Raw genomic sequence first — 20,963 nt, forward strand, 5'->3', positions numbered from 1 at the left:
TCCATTCAACCCATTGCATATCTATCTGCCTGCGATATGGTCACATGGGGACTGTGGGGGTTTCAATGAAGCGATATGTTCCGCTGGCGACGGCGGTTGGACTTTGTCTGGTTACGTCACCAGCATTGGGACAAAATTGTCCCGAGGTCGAAACCAGCCGGGCTCGGCTGGTCGAATTTCGGACGACGAAATCCCAGCGGCTTGCCCAGCTTCAAGAAGCCGAAGCCAGCGGCCCGAAAACAATCGACGATCAGGACCGTCTAAACCAGCTGCAAACTGCGCGGCCTGGGGAGATTGCCGCACAGCTCGCCCGGTTTCGACAGGATCAGACCACGAAACGCACCCGGCTGCTGAGCGAGCGAAATCAGCGCATCGCGGAAATCGCCAACCAACGCAATGCGGCCATTGCCCGCAACGATGCTGAGTTGGCCGCGCAGCAATCGAAATATAATGATTTGGTCGCCAAAGGCCCCCAGATCGGCGATATGGACGCCCAAGCACAGCGCGCAGCGGATCGCGAAGGTGAATTGGTTGCCGAGAAGCGCCAGGTTATCGCCGACCTGCGCAGCGGAAAATTCTGCTCGGAATGTGGACGTTCGGCTTTCGAGATCGAGAAAGGTGGCGGGCAAACCTTTGAGCAGCACCTCGTCTCGGTGAGCGGCTATGCGGTGATGCGGCCTGAGCAGATCCAGGCCCGCTCCGATTCATACGACCAGCAGATTGCACAAGCGCGGCAATCCTATCAGGATATCCAAGGAAAGCTGACAAAGACCCGCAGCGATCACCGAATTGCAGTCGATACGGCGCTGGCAGCAGTGACCCGCCTCAAGGTCGACGGCCCGGCGGCCGTGATCAATTTCGAACAGCAGCATCAGGCCGCCGTGGCAAACAGCGACATTGCACTGGCCGGGGTCGAGAGTGAGCTCAACGCGGGTATCGACCGTTTCACCAAGATGGAAGCCGATAGGGCGGCGGAAGAGCGCAACCTCAAGGCGGAGATAGCCGACCGCAGCACGACGCACGAGGCGAAACTGGGCGACCTTCGCGAGGCACTCCGTCTGGTCGAGGCAGAGGAGGCACCTCTTAAAGCAGCCTTTCTTCAGGCGGCGGGTCAATGTCGCGCGGTGGTGATCGAAGCTCAGCAACAATCGGCGAGCCAGGACTATAGCTGGAGACAGGCTTACCAGACGGCGCGACAAAAATTTGCGGACACATCCTATGAGGAAACCTTCCAGCGTGAGTCCGCGCGTCGGAGCAACCTTGATACTGGCGCTGCACCACCCTCCTATCGCCCGAGTTCGGCAATGGCACAGGCTGAAAGCGCTGTGCTCAAGGCGGGAGGCATGCTTCAGTCGGCACGGCGAAGCTGGAAGAGCGGTCTTGGCCTCCGCGAAACCGACTACTACCGCAATCTTGACGTCGGCGTCCGCCAGAAGATCGACGCCAATATCGACACATTCACGAGTGGCCGAAATACCGCACGAGAAGTGTTGCGCGATTCGATCGGCCGCCTGCGTAGCGGCTCCACTATGGCATTGCTTCGCAACGCTTTCGGCCAAGGCAATAGCGTAGCGCCCGATTTGGCCACGGCAGTGGACAATGCGGCGCCCAGCCTCACGGGCACGATTCGCCACCGACTCATGCCAACGGTCGAGGCCATGGCAATCGAAGTGGCGGTGGATTCCCGCGAGCGCCAGGCCGGACGAAGCTTCGATCCCCAGGAGCGCGTGGCCGAGCGCGGATATGTGCGCGCGATGGCCTATATTCTCGATCGGAAGAAGGCTGGCGAGGAAATGTTGAACACCTACAGCGAAGCGATGGACACGTTCATGGTCGAGATCAAGAAGAGCCTGGGAGACGGGAACTGATGCGCAGCGCATTCATCGCAACCGCCGCGCTCATGATGGGGTGCATCGCATCTCCCGCAATCGCGCAGAGCGCAGCCGATCAGGTGACAGCGGGTATCGCCGCCTATAGCCGTGACGGCGATCGATCCTCCGCGCGTACGGCGTTTCTGAGGGCCATCGAACTCGATCCGAACCAGGCGGCCGCACGCTTCAATCTTGCGATGATAAATGAGGATGAAGAGAAATGGGCGGAGGCCATCCGCTATTACCACGAATATGCGGGACTGGTGTCGGCCGACGATCTGTATCTGGGCGTCGCCCGGCGCAAGATCGAGGCACTTGGCAAGTTCGAGGCCCTCGACCGTACACCGGACGGAAAAATCGAGCGCATTTATTTGCAACTTGTCCAGCGTGCACAGGCCAAGCTGACAGGCGGAGATCAGGGGGCTGCGCTGGCGCTGGGTGAAATTGCTGTCCAACAGCGCGCTGATCGCTTCGAGGGGCATCTCGTCAAGGGCGTCGCCCTGATGGAGCTGGAGCGCTATCCAGAAGCCCAGGCGGCGCTCGATAAGGCAAAGACCCTCGCTGGCGCCGACAATCAGGCTGGTATCGACGCTCTCGTGCAGCGCGCCCGAAAACTGACGGCGGCAAAGGCGAAAGTGACTGTAGGGGATGCGGCGTTTGAGGCCAAGAATTACGCCGCGGCTGCAGACGCATACGGTCAGGCTTGGACGATCGCGGATCAGCCCGAGTTCGGAATGCAGGCCGCCCGTGCATGGTCGATCGCAGGAGAGCCCGCCAAGGCCTTGAAGATTTATGATGTCATGGTCCGTTCCTCCGACCCGGGCACGGCTGCCCTCGCGCGGCAGGAAAGAGGCCAGGTGTCGCTACTGGCGCTCGATGCGGGCTCGGCCGAACCGCTGAAGCGGCCCGAGTATGCGCGCGCGCGCGAATATATTGGCGCCGGAAAATTCTACGAGGCCGACGCACAGCTCACACTGGTGCTCGATGGGCTGATGCCCGATCGCGGTTATGCGGCGCTCTATGAAGCGCGCGGCGTCGCACGGGCCGGATTGAAAGAGCATCAAGGTGCGGTCGCGGACTTCACGGTGGCGCTCTTGCTGGATCCCTCTCGAGCGGCCATTTATGAACGCCGCGCTGCCTCCAATGCGGCGCTTGGCCTGTATCGCGAAGCGGCGAACGACATCGGTGCGACCATGGAGCGTTCACAGCCTGCCGACCTTGAGCGGCTCCGCAGATTACGCTCCGACTATGCTTCAAAGACCGCAGGATGAAACGGTCGATCCTGTTTTCGGGCGCTTTCTTCGGATTGATCGCGAGCGCCGCACTCGCGCAGGACCGCTATGTGGTCGGCTATGCCACGCGCCTCAGCGAAGGTCCGGCACTAACCGTCATTTCCGACGTCGCGATCGATCCTGACCAATCGAGCGACGAGAGCCTCCGCAACCATTTCATTACGCGGCTGGGTGGACGTGATAAAGATTTTAGCGCCGACATCGCCATATTCGATCGGCGCGACGATGCGGACCAGTTCAAGCGCGAATTGCTCGACCGGGCAGGCGCGACCGGCGCGGTCGAGGAACTGCCCATGTCGATCTCGGAGAAAAGCGTCGGGCTATGGCGGCAACATGCGGCCTCGTTCGATACTTGGCCTTTTTCGGCGGCAGATGCGAAGCGTCGTCAGCTGCTGGCTTCCGAGGTCTGGAATCTGCCGGTAACAATGACCGCAGCCGGCCGCGATTTCGTGCTGATCCCGCCCGGAGAATTCGTCATGGGCAGCCCCGAAAGCGAGGCTGGAAGGGATGCCGACGAGGTTCAACATCGGGTGCGGATTACCGCACCCTATTACCTCGCACGAGTCGATGAGCGGTTTGAGGTAGAGGGATGGGGCGACACGCTCGGCGAAATTTTCGCATCAGCGCCGGAAGGATATCGTTTTCGTTTTCCGACCGAGGCGGAATGGGAATATGCCGCCCGGGCCGGCATTGAAGGGGCAAATTATTCTGCCGACGGCACGATTCCGGGAGAATATGGCGACCCGGTTTCTTCGCTCAGTTGGAACGCGCGAAAATTCCATCGCTGGGAGAGCGAAATCAAGACGCGTGCGCTCGCCAAAGGCGGAACCTTCCTCCGCTTTTATGCCAGCTGCGTTATCGGTACTGCGTTGCGAAACGACGATCCACCGGTGCCGGCCAACCCTATGCAATGCAGGGGGTTTTCGATGTCCCTGGATGACGTCTTGGGCGAAGGTCTGGAACAATTGGTCGAGCTCGATCACAAACCCGGTCCAAAGCCAGGACGACGTTTCGCACCGAATGCATGGGGTCTCTATGACATGCTGGGACGCTACGACGAGGTGGTTGCCGATAGCTACCTGCCCTATTCAACCGATGAGATTACGGTGAACCCGAGGCAGCAGAAGGATTTGACTTACGCAATAGGAACATTGGATCTCGACCTTCCCGGCAAGGGCTTCATCATGCGCGGTGGTCATTTCGCAGATGGCGCGCGCGAGATGCGCATCGCTCGGCGGCGGCAGGTCGGCTACACCTTCCTGAACTATCCTTATATCCACCCGCACGGCCTTCGCCTTGTGCTCGAGAAGGCGACCGGAGAAGCGAAGCGCACTGAATACGGCGATCCGCTCCGCAACGCGTTGCGCGATTATCAGAAGAGCCTCGGCCCGCAGGAAAAGACCGGGCCGGACGCACTGCCTGAACCCCAATGAGACCCAGTTTAAAGCTCGCGCTTGTCTTGTTCCTGATGACGCCCTTTCCGGGTGTAGCAAAACCTGCGCCTCCGCCGCAATTCTCCGCCCTGACCGCGCAGGGGGAGCCGCTGAGCTCTAAAAGCACAAGGCGCAAAGTCGTCATCCTTACGTGGTGGGCCCATTGGTGTGCGCCATGCAAAGAGGAACTGCAGGACTTCGATCGTTTGCATCGCGCTTATCGAAGTCGGGGCGTTGTCGTCATCGCTTTAGATGCGGACATGCGCGATCCTGACTATCGCTTCCGGTCGCCGGACCCAAGCAGTAGCCTGCTATTTGCTGACCGCTTCAACGGAAGCGCATTCCCGCTCCAAGGCGTGCCGACAACCTATGTAATCGATCGGACCGGGAGGATTGCCGGGACCTTTCACGGCAAAATGACGCTGAGCGAAATGGAAACCACCATCACGCCCTTGCTGTAGTCGGCAATCACCCGGACCAGCCCGCGAAACCGATAGCCCGTTGTGGGGTGGGTAGCGCTTGACGCCCTCCGTTCTGGAGCGGAGCATATACGTCGTCGAGAGTCCGAAATCGGGCGCTAGCGGACGTCCCCGCCGCCGGGTCAGCTTACCCAGTCCCAACCGTCGTCACGATGGCTCATGATCAAATTGCCCGGCGCTGGCAGGCCGTCGATCAGCCCGCCTCGCAGTCGCAGAACATCGGGCAGATCGTCGCGGCGGCTGTAGACAGGAGCACCGCAGCCCGAACAGAAAGCCCGATATTTTCCGGGCGAACTTTCATATTCGCGCACATTGTCCCGCGCGTCGAAGCGGACGTCGGCGACATCGGCCAAGACCGCCACGTTGAACGCGCCACCGTTCGCGCGGCGGCACTGGCTGCAATAGCACAGCACCACCTCGTCGACCGGTCCCGACAATCGATATCGCGTCGCGCCGCAAAGGCACGAAGCGGACAGCGTCATGCGGCCGCCTTTTTCGCCTGCCGGAACTTATGGAGCAGCGGTTCGGTGTAGCCCGACGGCTGGGTCACGCCTTCGAAGATCAGCGCGCGCGCCGCCTGATAAGCGATGCCCTCCGGGGTCAGCTTTTCGTAGAGCGCGTCGCCCGCATTTTGCGCGTCGACCTTGGTCGCCATGCGCGCCAGTGCGGCGTCGACCTGCGCCTCGGTGCAGACGCCATGGAGCAGCCAGTTGGCGAGCGCCTGACTGGCGATGCGCAGCGTCGCGCGGTCTTCCATCAGGCCGACATCGTCGATGTCGGGGACCTTCGAGCAGCCGACGCCCTGATCGATCCAGCGCACGACATAGCCCAAGATACCCTGACAATTATTGTCGAGCTCACGGGTGATTTCGGCATCGCTCCAGTTGCGGCCGGTCGCGACCGGGATGTTGAGCAGGCGGTCCAGCGACGGGACGGCTTCGCCCGCGATTTCGCGCTGGCGGGCGAACACATCGACCTGATGATAGTGGAGCGCATGAAGCGTCGCGGCGGTCGGCGACGGCACCCAGGCGGTGTTCGCACCCGATTTCGGGTGGCCGATCTTGGCCTCGAGCATCCCCTTCATCAGGTCGGGCATCGCCCACATGCCCTTGCCGATCTGCGCCTTGCCGCTGAGACCGCAGGCGAGGCCGATGCGGACGTTGCGGTCCTCATAGCTCGCGATCCAGTCGCTGGCTTTCATCTCGCCCTTCGGGATCATCGGACCCGCGCGCATCGAGGTATGAATCTCGTCGCCGGTGCGGTCGAGGAAGCCGGTGTTGATGAAGACGATACGGTCCTTCACGGCGTGGATGCATGCGGCAAGGTTCGCGCTGGTGCGGCGTTCCTCGTCCATCACGCCGACCTTCATCGTGTGGCGCGCGAGACCGAGCATATCTTCGACCGCATCGAACAGCCGGTCGGTGAAGCCGCATTCCTCCGGCCCATGCTGCTTGGGCTTGACGATATAGATGCTGCCGGCACGGCTGTTGTTGAGGGTGCCCAGCCCCTTGAGGTCGTGGAGCGAGCAGAGGCTGGTGAACACCGCGTCGCACAGACCTTCGGGCGCTTCGCTGCCGTCAGCGAGCTGGACCATCGGGTTCGTCATCAGATGGCCGACGTTGCGCACGAACATCACGCTGCGCCCCGGCAGGGTGAAGGCGGCGCCACCCTGCGCGGTCCATGCGCGGTCGGGTTCCATCGCGCGGGTGACCGTCTGCCCGCCCTTGGCAAAGCTTTCGGTCAAATCGCCGCGCATCAGGCCGAGCCAGTTGGTGTAGCCGAGCGTCTTGTCCTCGCCATCGACCGCCGCGACGCTGTCCTCCAGATCGATAATCGTCGTCAGCGCGGCTTCGAGCAGCACGTCGGCGATGCCCGCGGGGTCGGTCTGACCGATCGCGCTCGCGGGATCGATCACCAGTTCGATGTGCAGGCCGTTGTGCTTGAGCAAAATGCCGCCGGGCTTGGTGCCGACGCATTGCGCGGGGTCGGCGAGGACCGGCTCTCCGCCCTGCCAGTCGGCCCAGCTTCCCGACGCCAGCGGTACGGTTTCGTCGAGAAACGCCTTGGCGCGCGCGATGACCGCTGCGCCGCGCGCCGCGTCATAGCCACCGGGCCTGGCGGGCGGCGCGTCAAGCGCGTCGGTGCCGTAGAAGGCGTCATAGAGGCTGCCCCAGCGCGCATTGGCCGCGTTGAGCGCGAAGCGCGCATTGAGCGCGGGGACGACGAGCTGCGGCCCGGCCATCGTCGCGATTTCGGGGTCGACATTTTGCGTACCGACCTGAAACGCCGCGGGTTCGGGGACGAGATAGCCGATCTCGTTGAGGAAGGCCTGATAGGCGGCCGCGTCGTGCGCCTGCCCTTCCCGGCCTTGATGCCAGGCGTCAATCTGTGCCTGCAAATCTTCACGCTTGGCGAGCAGCGCCGCATTTTCAGGGGCGAACTTGCCGAGCAGCGCGGCGAAATCGGACCAGAATTTATCGGTGTCGAGGCCCGTTCCGGCGAGCGCCTTCGCTTCGACGAAATCGACCAGACGCGAATCGATGGACAGGCCGTGGCGATCGAGGAAATCAGTCATGTTGCACCCTTTGGTCGGCGCGGCTGCGCCAGTGGACCCGGGGAGGAAAGGGCCGCTGCCCTATGCCGCGATTGATCGGCCTTGGCAACCGGGGGCAGACCCTAACGCGAAATCTCGATCGCCGGCGGCGGGACCGGCGGCATCTCGTTCAGCGCGACGCGCACCTGATTGCGGCCGCCCGCCTTCGCACGATAGAGAGCGGTGTCGGCACGGCGCGCCAGTTCGAACAATTTGTCGCCGGGCATCATCTGCGCCACCCCGAACGATGCCGACACGATATGGCTGATGCCCGGCACCGTGCTTGCGGCAAAGGCAGCGCGCACAGCTTCGGCACAGACGCGCCCGTCGGCGAGGTTGGCGCCGACGATGAACACCGCAAACTCCTCGCCCCCCAGCCGGCCGACCAGCGCCTTGTCGGGCGCCGTCTCGCGCAGCAGGCGTGCAAATTCGACAATCACGCTGTCGCCTGCGGCATGGCCGAAACTGTCGTTGATCATCTTGAAATGGTCGAGGTCGGCGGTGACCATCACGGCGGGGCCGCCCGATCGCAACACCTGCGCCAGCGCGGGTTCGGCGCGGTCCTCGAAACCGCGACGGTTGAGCAGGCCCGACAGCGCATCGGTTTCCGACCGCGCCATCATTTCGGCCGCCGTGTCGCGCATCATCACCAGCAACAGCACGAGCCCGAGCATGACAAGGCTCACCGCCGCCAGGCTTTGCGAGATCGCCGCATAGGTCGTCGCCATATAGTCCTGCGGCGCGACGGCCGTACCGGCCAGAACGCCGATCAGCGGCTTGGAGAGATAGGTCAGCGCCGTGAACAGGAGCAGGACGAGCAACAGCAGGTCGAGCGCCTGTCGGCGTCCCGAGCGCAGAACGACAAGCGCGAACAGGGCTTGCGCCGCAAAATAGGGGAATTGGTAAAGGAAGGACCGCAGCGGCGTGCCATAGGCCAGCGTGAAGATAACCGGCGTCGTAAAGAGGGTGAAGCCCCAGATCGCCGCCATCGCGAACCATGGCGGCTCCACGCGATAATGATGCGCCACGCCGACCAGGCTGAAGGACATGGCGAGCAGGACGATCAGGAAAATGCCGATGCCGACAATGGTCGGATCCGACTGTCCCCTGAGCAGGAACTCCAGCGCGACATTGCCGATGGCGAAGACATAGCCCAGCGCCACCCATTTGGCGCCGCGCGCAGTGGGATTCGTCGCCGCCACCACGCCAAAGGCGACGGCGAAAATACCCGCGATGAACATGTTGATGCCAAGGATAAAAGCTGCTGTCATCGCCCCACTCGATCGATGTTTCGCCTCATTCTAGGGAGGCGGGTAAGAAATTTCGGTTAATCCGCTGCGATTCGGATGCATTTGATCGCCTGTTGCCCCAAGCGGGCGGCCCTTCCAGTGATTTGCGGCACAATGAAGACGAATAATGTATCGACAATAATGTCGCGCGGGGGTGCCAAAGCCCCTCGCCGCTCGCTATACGGTGTCGATGACCACCCTCTCCGCAACCGAAAGTGCGACGCTCGAACGCGCGGCCGATGCGCCGATGCTGCGTCAGGTCGAGCAATGGGCCGCAGTCAACAGCGGAACCGGCAATCTGGCGGGGCTCAAAACCGTCGCGGGGCTGCTCGCCGACGCCTTTGCGGTGCTGCCCGGAACGATCCGCCTCCTCGCGCCCGAACCGGTCGAAAGCGTCGATGTCGCCGGTCAGGTCCGGACGAGCCAGCGCGGCGACCATCTCCACCTCTCGGTACGTCCCGAAGCGCCGGTGCAATTGCTGCTGACCGGCCATATGGACACGGTTTTCGCCGCCGATCACCCGTTCCAGACGCTGCAATGGCGCGAGCCGGGCGTACTCAACGGCCCCGGCACCGCGGACATGAAGGGCGGGATCGCGGTGATCCTCGCCGCCCTGCAAGCGCTAGAGGCGTCGCCGCTCGCCGGCCGTGTCGGCTATGACGTGATGATCAACAGCGACGAGGAGACGGGAAGCCACGCCTCCGCTGCGCTGATCGCCCAGCTTGCCAGGAGCAAGACCGCTGCGCTGACCTATGAGCCCGCCTTGCCCGACGGCACGCTGGCGGGGGCGCGGCCGGGCAGCGGCAATTTTTCGGTCCTGATCCATGGCCGCTCGGCCCATGCCGGGCGCAATCCGGAGGAAGGCCGTAACGCGCTTGTCGCGGCGGCCGATCTCGCACTGCGGCTCAATGCGCTCAAATCGCCCGCGCTCAAGGTAAACCCCGCGAAGATCGACGGCGGCGGCCCGAACAATGTCGTGCCCGATCAGGCGATTTTGCGCGTGAACATGCGCCCGTCCACCCCGGAGGCGATGATCGCGGCCGAAGCGGCGCTGCGCGATGCGATCGCCGGCATATCGCGCGACCATGATGTGCATTGCCATCTTCACGGCGGTTTCAACCGCCCGCCCAAGCCGCTGGATGCCGCCGCGACGCGCCTGTTCGAACTGGTGCGCGATTGCGGCGCCGCGCTCGGCCTGACGATCGGATGGAACGCGACCGGCGGCGTGTGCGACGGCAATAATATCGCAGCCTGCGGCATTCCGGTGGTGGACACGATGGGTCCGCGCGGCGGCGCGATCCATTCGGCAGACGAATTTCTGATCACCGACAGCCTGCCCGAACGGGCGCAGCTGTCGGCGCTGACCATATTGAGAATAGCGGAACGGGGGACTGTGTGAACTATGTGATCCGGGCGGCCAAGCCGGGCGATTTGCAGAGCATTTACGAAATGGCGAAACTGACGGGAGGCGGTTTCACCAACCTGCCTCCCGACAAAAAGGCCCTGCGTACCAAGCTCGATCGCACCGAGGCGAGTTTCGCCAGCGACAAGGAATATCCGTCGGACGAGCTGTATCTGCTCGTGCTCGAGGATCTCGACAGCGGGGAAGTGCGCGGCACCTGCCAGATTTTCGGACAGGTCGGGCAGCGCTGGCCCTTTTATTCCTATCGTATCGGCACCGACAGCAAGCATAGCGAACAGCTCGACCGGACCTTTCACGCGCAGGTGCTGATGCTCAGCAACGACCTCAACGGCGCGAGCGAGGTTGGCGGATTGTTCCTGCATCCCGCGGCACGCGCGGGGGGGCTCGGCCTGCTGCTCGCGCGCTCGCGCTATTTGTTCATCGCCCGCCACCGTGCGCGCTTTGGCGATCGCATTCTTGCCGAACTGCGCGGCGTGATCGACGAGGCGGGCGGATCGCCCTTCTGGGACGGGGTCGCGGGCAAATTCTTCGGGATGAGCTTTCAGGAAGCCGACCAGTTCAACGCGGTCCACGGCAACCAGTTCATCGCCGACCTGATGCCCAAGCATCCGGTCTATATCGCGATGCTGAACGACCATGCCCGCAGCGTGATCGGCGTCCCGCACCCCAGCGGCCGCGCCGCGATGCGGATGCTGGAAAATGAAGGCTTCGCTTACGAAAATTATGTCGACATCTTCGACGGCGGCCCGACGATGACCGCGCGCACCGATCAGGTGGCCAGCATTCGCGACGCCCGGCATGTCGCGGTGTCGGCGATTGCGGATGGCAGTGATGACGCGCTGGTCGCGACCGGCCACCTCGCCGATTTCCGCTGCTGTTTCGGACAGATCGGCAATGGCGGGACGCTCGACAGCCATGCCGCGAAGCTGCTGAAGATCGCTGCGGGCGACGAGATCAGCTGGATCGGTCGCTGACATGCTCACCGAAATCAATTTCGACGGCATCATCGGCCCGACCCATAATTATGCGGGCCTCAGCCAGGGCAATATCGCTTCGGCCACCCACAAAGGCGATGCGTCGGAGCCGCGCGCCGCAGCGCTGCAGGGCATCGACAAGATGCGCCACAATGTCGCGCTCGGCCTCCCCCAGGGCTTTTTCATGCCGCTCGACCGGCCCGATGCGCGGTGGCTCGAAACGCTGGGCACGACGCCCGCCGCCGCCGAGCCGCATTTGCGCGCGCAGGCATGGTCGGCGTCTTCGATGTGGGCGGCCAATGCCGCGACCGTATCCCCCGCCCCTGACAGCGCCGACGGCAAATGCCATCTGACCGTCGCCAATCTCGTTACCATGCCGCATCGCAGCCACGAATGGCCGGGAACGCTGGCGCAGCTTCGCCTGGCCTTCGCCGATCCCGCCTTCGCGGTCCACGCCCCCGTCCCCGCGCCCTTCGGCGACGAGGGGGCGGCGAACCATATGCGGCTGTGCAGCGGGCATGACGGCCCGGGGGTCGAGATTTTCGTCTATGGTGTTGGCGGCGGCCGCTTTCCCGCGCGCCAGCATCTCGACGCGTCGAAAGCGATTGCGCGCCACCACCGGCTCGATCCCGCCCGCACGCTCTTCATCCGTCAGTCGGACACCGCGATTCAGGGCGGCGCCTTCCACAATGACGTCGTCGCCGTCGCGAACGAGCATGTGCTGTTCACGCACGAAACCGCATTCGAGGACCGCGAGGACGCGCATGCCCGGATCCGTGCCGCCTTCCCTGCGGTCGAGATTGTCGAGGTGCCTGCAAGCGCGGTGAGCCTTCCCGACGCGATCAAATCCTATTTGTTCAATGCCCAGCTCGTGAGCCTGCCCGATGGCGGCGGCATGGGCCTTGTCCTGCCGTCGGAGGCACGCGAAACGCCGTCGGTGTGGCAATGGCTGGAGGCGCATGTCGCCGGCAATGGCCCGATCCGGCGCCTGCTGCCCGTCAATGTCCGCCAGTCGATGGCGAACGGCGGCGGCCCCGCCTGCCTGCGGCTGCGCGTCGTCGCCGACCCCGCCACGGTCGATCCGCGCTTCATGGCGGATGATGCCAGGCTCGACCGGATCGCCGACGTGGTGGCAAAGCATTGGCCCGAAGCGATTGCGCCTGGCGACCTCGCCTCCACCGCCCTGCTGACCGACGTAAAGCGCGCGCGCGCGGCGTTGCTGGACGTGCTGAACCTTTCCGAACTCACCTGAAGCGTCGGCGGCGCCCCTTCCCTCACCTGTCGGATTAACTTACAGTTTACCATAAGCCCGGCGCGCCGAATCGCGGATTTGCGCCACTGGCACGGCTCTTGCGTGGACGATGGTGATGCTGAAGAAAATCGGACGGCTGTTCATCATCAAGACGCGCTTTGAGGCGTGCCTGATCATTTATGCGCTGGGGGTCGGCGCAATCGCCCGCGGCATGGCCTATCTCGATCAATATCCCGGCGTCGGCGGCAAGCTGTTGCTCGCCGCCTGCACCGGATCGGTCTTTCTGGCGGGGGCCAAGATTTTCGACTGCCTGCGCTATGAGCAGGCGGAGGCCGCAGCCAAGGCCAGCCAGCAACCCGCCCAATAGCCCAAGCCATTCCGCCGGACTTTCGCGCGTCACCGAAACCTGCCAAAGGCGAAAGCATGACACGGATCGGCGGCAATCCCGCTCTCAGCACCGAACATGCCTATGGCCTGACGCTGCGCGTTGCGCGCTGGCGTGCGGGTGCGGGCGGCGTGCCCTTGCTGTTCCTCAACGGCATCGGCGCCGACATCGCCGCCGCGGCGCCGTTGCTCGCCCAGATCGACGGGCGCGAGGTGTGGACGCTCGACATGCCCGGCGTTGGCGGTTCGCCCGACACATTGCTCCCCTATACCGTACCGGCAATGGCGTCGGTGGTGATGGAGATCGCCGACCGGCTGGGCCATGCCCGGATCGACCTTGCCGGCTTTAGCTGGGGCGGCGCGCTGGCGCAGCAGATCGCGGTACAGTTTCCGGAGCGCGTCCGCCGCCTGGTCCTGATGGCGACGACGCCTGCCGTGTCCGCACCCGGCATTGGCTGGGCGGCGTTGCTCGACGCCGATATGCTGGCGAGCGGGCTGAAGCTGCCGACCGCAACCGCGCTTGGCCTGGCCTGGCAGAGCATGGCGATGGCCGGGTGGACCAGCGCCGCCTTGCTGCCGCAGCTGAAAACAATGCCGGTGCTGATCCTGATGGGCCGGAACGACGGCGTCGTCCCCGCCAGCCATGGTCAGATGATCGCCGACCTGATCGACGGCGCCGTGCTGGAAGTGGTGGAGGGATCGCACCTTTTCCCCTTCACCCACGCCGCCGACATTTCGTTACGGATCAGCGCGTTTCTGGACCAGCCGCAGGCGGCGGAGCGGCAAGCCGCCGCATAAGGAAATCGGCGATCGCTCTGGCGGTCGCGTCCGGCGCCTCCTCCATCGGCAGATGCCCGATGCCATCGAACAGCACGACCTCCGATCCCGCGATACGGTCATGGAAGGTCTGCGCCGCCGTCGCGTTGATCAGCCGGTCTTCCTTGCCGAACAGGATCAGCGTCGGCGCCGTGATCGCACCGATACGGTCCGCCATCGCGGGTTCGCGGTCCATCCGCGCGCGCAGCACCGTCGCCTCGCGATTGCCGGGAAAGTGCAGCAATTCCCAATAGCGGTCGATCATCGCATCATCGACGATCGCCTGTTTGGCGACCGATCCGCGCAGCGATTGTTCGACCAGCATGCGCGGGGTGATCTGCGTCGCGAGCCAGCGGCCGAACGGATATTCGAGGACGCGAAAGCCGATGTTCGATTCGGGACGCTTCTCCCCCTTGCGCAGCGGCATGCCGGCGGCGTCGAGCAACAGCAGCGCGTCGACCCGTGCAGGCTCCGCCAGCGCATAACGCCACGCAACCCAGCCGCCCATCGAATTGCCGCCAAGAACGAAATGGTCGAGACCGAGCTTCGCAGCGACGACGTCGATCGCGGCGATCATCCCGTCCGCGCTATAATCCTTGTCGGGCGTGCCCCCGGTCAGCCCATGCCCCGGCAGGTCGAGCGTGACGATGCGCCAGGTGCCGCCGAGCCGCTTCACCAGCGGTTCCCAGGTGTGGAGGCTGGCGTTCGAGCCATGAAGCAGAATGATCGCCGGAGCGCCGCGCTTGCCCTGATCGCGATAATGGATGCGTTGCCCCGCCGGGCCGTCGGCGAAGGTCGCGTTCGGGCCGCCATATTTGGCGATCATCTCGTCGCGGTCGGTATCGGCGGTGCGCAGAAGCAGAAAAATGGCGAGGATCGCGACGATCAGGCCAAGCGGGATCATCACCCGCTTGCGGCGGATCATCGGCCGCCTTGGCGGTTGCGGTTCAAATTCATCGTCGTCGATCATCACGCCCCCCTCAAGGACGGCGCGACCCTAGCGCGTAGGCGCGCGCCGTCAATGCACGGAAAAACTATTCGTCGATCCGGCGACGAAAAGTTTCGGGCAAAAACAGCACGCCAACAACAAGTGTGATCACCGCAACGACCACCGGATACCAAAGGCCGTAATAAATATTTCCCGTCGCGGCGACCATTGCGAACGCCGTCGTCGGCAAAAAGCCCCCGAACCAGCCGTTTCCGATATGATAGGGCAGCGACATTGCCGAATAACGGATGCGACTGGGAAAAAGTTCGACCAAAAGCGCCGCGATCGGGCCATAGACCATCGTCACCAGCAGCACGAGGTAGAAGAGGATTGCGACGACGAGCGGCTTGTTGATCGCCGCCGGATCGGCCTTGGCCGGATAGCCCGCCGCCGCGGTCGCGGCCGCCAGTTCCTTGCGAAACGCCTCCGCTGCATCGGCGCGCTCATTCTCGGCGATCCGCCACGGTTCGGGGGCGGTGAGTACGCGCTCGCCGATGCGCACTTCGGCGGGCAGGATGGCGACGACGGGGCGCGTGACATTGGTGTAACTGACGCCCGCCTTGGCCAGCGCGGCCTTGGCGATATCGCAGCCGCTGCCTTCGAACTTGTTCTTGCCGACGGGGTCGAACTGAAAAGAACAGGCGCCGGGGTTCGCGGTGACGATCACCGCCGCGCTGTCCTGCGCCCTTGCCATCGCCGGGTTGGCGGCGGCGGTGAGCATGTGGAACGCCGGAAAATAGGTCAGCGCCGCGAGCGCGCAGCCCAAAAGGATGATCGGCTTGCGCCCGATCCGGTCGCTGAGCCAGCCGAAGAAGATGAAAAAGGGCGTGCCGAGCGCCAGCGCGACGGCGATCAATATATTGGCGGTCGCGCCATCAACCTTCAGCGTCTTTTCAAGAAAGAAGAGCGCATAGAATTGGCCGGTGTACCAGACCACCGCCTGTCCCGCGACCGCGCCCATCAACACGATCAGCACCAGCTTGAGATTGGCCCAGCGTCCGAACGCCTCGGTCAGCGGCGCCTTCGACGTCGTGCCTTCGTCCTTCATCTTCTGGAAGACCGGGCTCTCCTCAAGCTGGAGGCGAATCCACAAGGAAACGCCGAGCAGGATCACCGAAATCAGGAACGGAACGCGCCAGCCCCAGCTGGCGAACGCCTCTTCGCCGACCAGATAGCGCGTCGCGATGACGACGAGCAGCGCCGCGAACAGCCCAAGGGTCGCGGTGGTCTGAATGAAGCTGGTGAAAAGGCCGCGCTTTCCCTCGGGCGCATGTTCGGCGACATAAGTGGCCGCGCCGCCATATTCACCGCCAAGCGCAAGCCCCTGAAGCAGGCGCAGCACGACGAGAAGGATCGGCGCCGCGACGCCGATCGAAGCATAGCCGGGCAGCACCCCGACGAGGAAGGTCGAAGCGCCCATCAGGCCCATGGTGACGAGGAACGTATTCTTGCGCCCGACCAGATCGCCGATGCGCCCGAATACCAGCGCGCCGAAGGGTCTTACCGCAAAGCCCGCGGCGAAGGCCGCGAGAGCGAAGATGAAACCGGTGGTTTCGTTGACGCCCGAGAAAAACTGCGCCGAAATGATCGTCGCGAGCAGGCCGTAAAGATAGAAATCATACCATTCGAAGACCGTGCCGAGCGAGGAGGCCAGGATGACCTTGCGCTCGCTCTGACGGGCTTCTCCGGGCGCTATCGCGCGATATTCGCTCATCCTCTTCCCCGTTCGCCCTGAGCCTGTCGAAGGCCGTTCTTTTTCCAGCGCAATGCTAGAGGAAAGACCGGTACTTCGACAAGCTCAGCACGAACGGAATGAGAGAAAGGCGTTTAGCGTCAGCCGACGCGCTTCACCGCGCCCTTGTGCGCGCCGACGCTTTTGTTGCGCGGGCGGAAGAAACGCTTGCGCTGGCCTTCGGCGCCCTCGCCTGCCGCGCCAGCCGCACCTTCACGGCGCGGACCACGGTCGCCGCCCGGCTTGCCGCCGCTACGCTGGCGATGGGCATCCTGACGCTGGCGGTTCGGGTCGCGCCCCTGGCTGCCGGTGTCGCGCGGACCCGCAACGGGTTTCGGCAGGTTGCGTACCAGTTCGTTGAAATTCTCGGGCAGCGGCATCGGTTCGGACTTGGTCCGCGTGACGCGCTCGATATCCTTCATATAGGGACGCTCATCGGGGGCGATGAAGCTGATCGCCATGCCCTCGGCACCTGCGCGCGCGGTGCGGCCGATGCGGTGGACATATTGTTCGGGGACGTTCGGGATTTCGAAGTTGATGACGTGCGACACGCCCGACACGTCGATACCGCGCGCGGCAATGTCGGTCGCGACGAGCAGCTTGATCTCGCCCGAGCGGAACTGCTGCAGCGCGTTGGTGCGCTGCGCCTGGCTCTTGTTGCCATGAATCGCCATCGCCTTGATCCCGGCGCCCGCGAGGTGGCGCACGACGCGGTCGGCGCCATGCTTGGTGCGGGTGAAGATCAATGCGCGGTCGATATTCTCACGCTCGACGACAGCATGGAGCAGCGCCTGCTTTTCCTTCTGTTCGACGAAGGTCGAGAATTGGCGGATCTTTTCGGCAGTCGTCGCCTGCGGCGCCACCGATACGGTGACGGGATCGTTCAGGAACTGGTCGGCAAGGCCGGCAATTTCCTTGGGCATCGTCGCCGAGAAGAAGAGGTTCTGACGGCGCGAGGGCAGCAGCTTGGCGATGCGGCGCAGCGAGTGGATGAAGCCCATGTCCATCATCTGGTCGGCTTCGTCGAGGACGAAGATTTCGACATCGTCGAGGCGCAGTGCGCGCTGGTCGATCAGATCGAGCAGGCGGCCGGGGGTGGCGACGAGGATATCGACGCCGCTCGACAGGTCGCGGATTTGCTTGTTGATCGGCACGCCGCCAAAGACCGTCGTCACGCTGAGCTTGGTAAAGCGGCCATAGTCGCGGCAGCTCTGCGCAATCTGCGCCGCAAGTTCGCGCGTCGGGGCGAGAACGAGCATCCGGCAGCTGCGCGGGTTGGCGCGGTGCGGATAGGTCAGAAGATGGTGGATGGAGGGGAGCGAAAAGCCAGCGGTCTTGCCGGTGCCGGTCTGCGCGATGCCGCACAGGTCGCGGCCCTTCATCAGCGGCGGGATCGCCTGCTCCTGAATGGGGGTCGGCTGGGTGTAATCCTTGGCGGCGAGCGCGCGATTAATGTCGGCGTGCAGGCCAAAGTCGTTAAAAGTCGTCATAAAATACTCACATAGGGCGACGCGCAGGCGCATCCGTTCGCATCGAACGGACGGCGCACGGCCGCGGGTTCGAAACGACCCGCGTGAAAGGGTGCCTCTGGGGACAAAGCGCATTTCCGGCTCGCCCGCGCCTGAAATCGGTCGGGAAAATCACGCTGCCGGTGGTTGCGGCGGATTGGTCCGCCATGTTGCGCTGCAGCATATATGGCACGGGTTGCGTTCTTTTGCAAGATAATTGCTTTTCATCTCTCGCACTTCGATCGGCAACGGAAAGAATATTCGCGCAGACGCCCAGAGAGCGAAGAGAGCGCAGAGATTTTTGTTCACGCGGAGACGCGGAGCCGCGGAGGAAAAAGATTGGTGGCTTTGCCGCCTTTCACTCTCTCTTTCTCTGCGGCCTCTGCGCCTCTGCGCGAACATTCTTCTTCTCCGCGCCTCCGCGTCTCCGCGTGAACCCCATTCCTGCCCCTTGTTCCGACCCACAGCATTTGGCAGGTTCACCCTCGAAGATTGGGAGGAAAACGCGTTGACCAAAAAGATCATCGTCATCGACGAAGGCACAACCTCGACCCGGACGATGCTCTTTGCCGCCGACGGGACCCCGCTCGGCAGCGCGCAGCGCGAGTTCAACCAATATTATCCCGCCCCCGGACTGGTCGAGCATGACGCCGCCGAAATCTGGACCGCCACCCTCGCCTGTACCCGCGCGATGATCGACAAGGCGGGCGGCGCCGATAAAATTGCTGCGATCGGGATCACCAACCAGCGCGAGACGGTCGTGTTCTGGGACCGCACAACGGGCGCACCGCTGGCGCGCGCGATCGTGTGGCAGGACCGGCGCACCGCCGCCGATTGCGCCGCGCTGAAAGAGGCGGGGCATGAAACTGCGGTGCAGCAAAAAAGCGGGCTGCTGCTCGACCCCTATTTTTCGGGAAGCAAGATCGGCTGGGCGCTCAAAAACTGGCCGCAGCTGCGCGAAGCGGGTGACCGGCTCGCGGTCGGAACGATCGAATCCTATCTCGCTTTCCGCCTGACCGGCGGCGCCCATGTCAGCGATGCGACCAACGCGTCGCGCACCTTGCTGATGGATATCAACGGAGCGGGCGGCTGGGACGCGGAGATGTGCGACCTGCTCGGCGTGCCAATGGGGCTGTTGCCCGAGATTGCCGGCTGTACCGAGCAGGTCGGGACGACCGATCCGGCGCTGTTCGGCGGCGCCATTCCGATCTGCGGCATGGCCGGCGATCAACAGGCGGCGACGATCGGTCAGGCGTGCCTGTCGCCCGGACAAACCAAGGCGACCTTCGGCACAGGCGCCTTCATCCTGTCGGCCAGCGGCACGGCGCGGCCGCAGTCGGCGAACCGCCTGCTCGCCACGATATTGGTGCAGGAAGGCGATACGCGCAGCTATGCGCTTGAGGGATCGGTGTTCGTCGCGGGGAGCCTGATCAAATGGCTGCGCGACGGGCTTGGCCTGCTCGCCAATGCGGGCGAGAGCGAGGGGCTGGCGCGGTCGGTTGCCGACAATGGCGGGGTCTATCTGGTCCCGGCCCTCACTGGCCTCGGCGCGCCGCACTGGCGACCCGATGCCCTAGCGGCGATCTCCGGCCTCAGCTTCGCCAGCAGCAAGGCGCATGTCGCGCGCGCGGCGCTCGAGGCGCAGGCCTATCAGGCCCACGACCTCAAATCGGCCTTCGCCGCCGACGGGGTCGATTGGGCCGATTTGCGGATCGACGGCGGCATGGCCGCGAACGACTGGATGGCGCAGGATCTGGCAGATATGCTGAACCTGACCGTCGAGCGCCCCGAATTCGTCGAAAGCACCGCGCTGGGGGCCGCCATGCTCGCCGCGACCGGGGCCGGCCTTTATCCCGACCTTGCGAGCGCAGCCAGGGCGATGCGCGGCCGCGCCACACGCTTCACCCCCGCGCTCAGTGCCCCAAAACGCGAAACGCGCCTTGCCGGGTGGCAAAGCGCGCTTGCGAAGGTTTTGGCGTAATCGTCGCCCCCCCCCGAAGGCGGGGGCCGCAGTCGTCTTACGCAGTGAAGCCGAAAAAGGCCTCCAGCGGCCCCCGCCTTCGCGGGGGCGACGCTCTATCAACGCTTGAGGGTGAGACCACCGAAACGCTTGTTGAACTTGGCAACCTGGCCCGCAGCGTCGAGCATGCGGCCGTTGCCGCCGGTCCATGCCGGGTGCGCCGTCGGGTCGATTTCGAGCGTCATCGTATCGCCCTCTTTGCCCCAGGTCGAGCGCGTCTGATATTCGGTGCCATCGGTCATCTTGACCGTGATCATGTGATAAGCGGGGTGAATGTCTTGTTTCATATCTGGGCTCCTGTGCAGCTGGTTACCGACCAGCCGCGTTGAGTCGGTGCGTCCGGGGACGCGAAGTCGCGGCCTTTAGTGGCCAATCGGGGAAAATGCAACATCTCTCCCCGGGTTGACGAGGAGCACGAAGGCTTGCTCAATCCGTCGGCGGATCGGCGATCATCGCGGTGAACTGGCATTCGGCGGCCAAAGCGCCATCCAGCATCGCCTTGCCCTCGAACTTGCAAATGTTGCGCTTCGCCTGAACGATCGTGACGTGAAGGTCGAGCAGGCAGCCGGGTTCGACCGGCTTGCGGAATTTCACGCCATCGATCGCCATGAAATAGACGAGCTTGCCGGTGCCGGCGAGGCCCAGCGATTCGATCGCCAGCACGCCGCCAGCCTGCGCCAGCGCCTCGACGATGAGGACGCCGGGCATGATCGGCCGGCCGGGGAAATGCCCTTGAAAAAAGGGCTCGTTGATCGTCACCGCCTTGACCGCGTGGATCGAGGTGTCCTTCACCATCGAAACCACCCGGTCGACGAGCAGCATCGGATAACGATGCGGAAGCAGGCTCAGGATCCGGCGCGTATCGACCGGCCCCAAAGCCCCCGCTGCATTTTCCCCGTCCGTCATGAT

At 63.9% G+C, this 20,963-nt stretch carries 18 protein-coding genes; 10 read left to right on the forward strand and 8 right to left on the reverse strand.

From position 1 onward, the window contains the following. Positions 1 to 65 precede the first annotated feature (65 nt). The 4 genes from ACSYDV_RS00495 to ACSYDV_RS00510 are packed head-to-tail and all read left to right on the forward strand — an operon-like array spanning position 66 to position 5,057. Complete coding sequence (locus tag ACSYDV_RS00495; protein ID WP_438321780.1) at positions 66 to 1,868, forward strand: hypothetical protein; 1,803 nt, start codon at positions 66 to 68, stop codon at positions 1,866 to 1,868. Next, on the forward strand, positions 1,868 to 3,142 hold the full coding sequence (locus ACSYDV_RS00500) for a tetratricopeptide repeat protein (protein ID WP_438321781.1): 1,275 nt from the start codon (positions 1,868 to 1,870) through the stop codon (positions 3,140 to 3,142). The genes ACSYDV_RS00495 and ACSYDV_RS00500 overlap by 1 nt, the downstream gene beginning before the upstream one ends. Beyond that, entirely contained in the window at positions 3,139 to 4,596 is a 1,458-nt protein-coding gene (locus ACSYDV_RS00505) for a formylglycine-generating enzyme family protein (protein WP_438321782.1), read from the forward strand. Before ACSYDV_RS00500 ends, ACSYDV_RS00505 begins: the two co-directional genes overlap by 4 nt. 35 nt (positions 4,597 to 4,631) lie before the next feature. Beyond that, on the forward strand, positions 4,632 to 5,057 hold the full coding sequence (locus ACSYDV_RS00510) for a TlpA family protein disulfide reductase (RefSeq protein ID WP_438322814.1): 426 nt from the start codon (positions 4,632 to 4,634) through the stop codon (positions 5,055 to 5,057). Between the two features lie 140 nt (positions 5,058 to 5,197). Here the strand turns inward: ACSYDV_RS00510 and ACSYDV_RS00515 are convergent, their stop codons facing one another. The 3 genes from ACSYDV_RS00515 to ACSYDV_RS00525 all read right to left on the reverse strand — a co-directional run bounded on the left by ACSYDV_RS00515 (position 5,198) and on the right by ACSYDV_RS00525 (position 8,939). Then, positions 5,198 to 5,557 carry a GFA family protein gene (locus ACSYDV_RS00515; RefSeq protein WP_438321783.1) on the reverse strand — a complete coding sequence of 120 codons (360 nt, stop codon included), beginning with the start codon at positions 5,555 to 5,557 and terminating at the stop codon, positions 5,198 to 5,200. Beyond that, positions 5,554 to 7,650 (reverse strand): malate synthase G, encoded by a 2,097-nt coding sequence (locus ACSYDV_RS00520; RefSeq protein WP_438321784.1) that lies wholly within the window; start codon positions 7,648 to 7,650, stop codon positions 5,554 to 5,556. The genes ACSYDV_RS00515 and ACSYDV_RS00520 overlap by 4 nt, the downstream gene beginning before the upstream one ends. A gap of 101 nt (positions 7,651 to 7,751) precedes the next feature. Further along, the gene (locus ACSYDV_RS00525; RefSeq protein ID WP_438321785.1) at positions 7,752 to 8,939 is read right to left on the reverse strand and encodes a GGDEF domain-containing protein; all 1,188 of its coding nucleotides are present in this window, start codon (positions 8,937 to 8,939) and stop codon (positions 7,752 to 7,754) included. Between the two features lie 208 nt (positions 8,940 to 9,147). Here ACSYDV_RS00525 and ACSYDV_RS00530 point away from each other — a divergent pair, with 208 nt between their 5' ends. From ACSYDV_RS00530 to ACSYDV_RS00550, 5 genes are all read left to right on the forward strand, one after another. Continuing rightward, entirely contained in the window at positions 9,148 to 10,356 is a 1,209-nt protein-coding gene (locus ACSYDV_RS00530; protein WP_438321786.1) for a hydrolase, read from the forward strand. After that, entirely contained in the window at positions 10,353 to 11,354 is a 1,002-nt protein-coding gene (locus tag ACSYDV_RS00535; protein WP_438321787.1) for an arginine N-succinyltransferase, read from the forward strand. Before ACSYDV_RS00530 ends, ACSYDV_RS00535 begins: the two co-directional genes overlap by 4 nt. Before the next feature lies 1 nt (position 11,355). After that, complete coding sequence (locus ACSYDV_RS00540) at positions 11,356 to 12,606, forward strand: N-succinylarginine dihydrolase (RefSeq protein WP_438321788.1); 1,251 nt, start codon at positions 11,356 to 11,358, stop codon at positions 12,604 to 12,606. Between the two features lie 115 nt (positions 12,607 to 12,721). After that, the gene (locus tag ACSYDV_RS00545) at positions 12,722 to 12,973 is read left to right on the forward strand and encodes a hypothetical protein (protein WP_438321789.1); all 252 of its coding nucleotides are present in this window, start codon (positions 12,722 to 12,724) and stop codon (positions 12,971 to 12,973) included. A 56-nt stretch (positions 12,974 to 13,029) separates the two neighbouring features. Continuing rightward, entirely contained in the window at positions 13,030 to 13,788 is a 759-nt protein-coding gene (locus ACSYDV_RS00550; RefSeq protein ID WP_438321790.1) for an alpha/beta fold hydrolase, read from the forward strand. On the opposite strand, the gene ACSYDV_RS00555 is transcribed toward ACSYDV_RS00550, so the two are convergent. The 3 genes from ACSYDV_RS00555 to ACSYDV_RS00565 form a co-directional block, all read right to left on the reverse strand. Next, a complete protein-coding gene (locus ACSYDV_RS00555; RefSeq protein WP_438321791.1) occupies positions 13,736 to 14,776 on the reverse strand; it encodes an alpha/beta fold hydrolase in 1,041 nt (346 codons plus the stop codon). The genes ACSYDV_RS00550 and ACSYDV_RS00555 overlap by 53 nt on opposite strands. Before the next feature lie 64 nt (positions 14,777 to 14,840). Then, complete coding sequence (locus ACSYDV_RS00560; protein WP_438321792.1) at positions 14,841 to 16,508, reverse strand: MFS transporter; 1,668 nt, start codon at positions 16,506 to 16,508, stop codon at positions 14,841 to 14,843. 119 nt (positions 16,509 to 16,627) lie between these two features. Further along, positions 16,628 to 18,016 carry a DEAD/DEAH box helicase gene (locus ACSYDV_RS00565; RefSeq protein ID WP_438321793.1) on the reverse strand — a complete coding sequence of 463 codons (1,389 nt, stop codon included), beginning with the start codon at positions 18,014 to 18,016 and terminating at the stop codon, positions 16,628 to 16,630. Between the two features lie 526 nt (positions 18,017 to 18,542). Between ACSYDV_RS00565 and ACSYDV_RS00570 the strand changes: the two genes are divergently transcribed. Then, the gene (locus ACSYDV_RS00570; protein WP_438321794.1) at positions 18,543 to 20,015 is read left to right on the forward strand and encodes a glycerol kinase; all 1,473 of its coding nucleotides are present in this window, start codon (positions 18,543 to 18,545) and stop codon (positions 20,013 to 20,015) included. A 98-nt stretch (positions 20,016 to 20,113) separates the two neighbouring features. On the opposite strand, the gene rpmE is transcribed toward ACSYDV_RS00570, so the two are convergent. Continuing rightward, positions 20,114 to 20,341 carry a 50S ribosomal protein L31 gene (rpmE, locus tag ACSYDV_RS00575; protein ID WP_088439403.1) on the reverse strand — a complete coding sequence of 76 codons (228 nt, stop codon included), beginning with the start codon at positions 20,339 to 20,341 and terminating at the stop codon, positions 20,114 to 20,116. Between the two features lie 139 nt (positions 20,342 to 20,480). Then, complete coding sequence (gene fabZ, locus ACSYDV_RS00580; RefSeq protein ID WP_438321796.1) at positions 20,481 to 20,960, reverse strand: 3-hydroxyacyl-ACP dehydratase FabZ; 480 nt, start codon at positions 20,958 to 20,960, stop codon at positions 20,481 to 20,483. Positions 20,961 to 20,963 lie beyond the last annotated feature (3 nt).

This window comes from Sphingopyxis selenitireducens, from assembly GCF_051550705.1.
Lineage (GTDB): Bacteria > Pseudomonadota > Alphaproteobacteria > Sphingomonadales > Sphingomonadaceae > Sphingopyxis.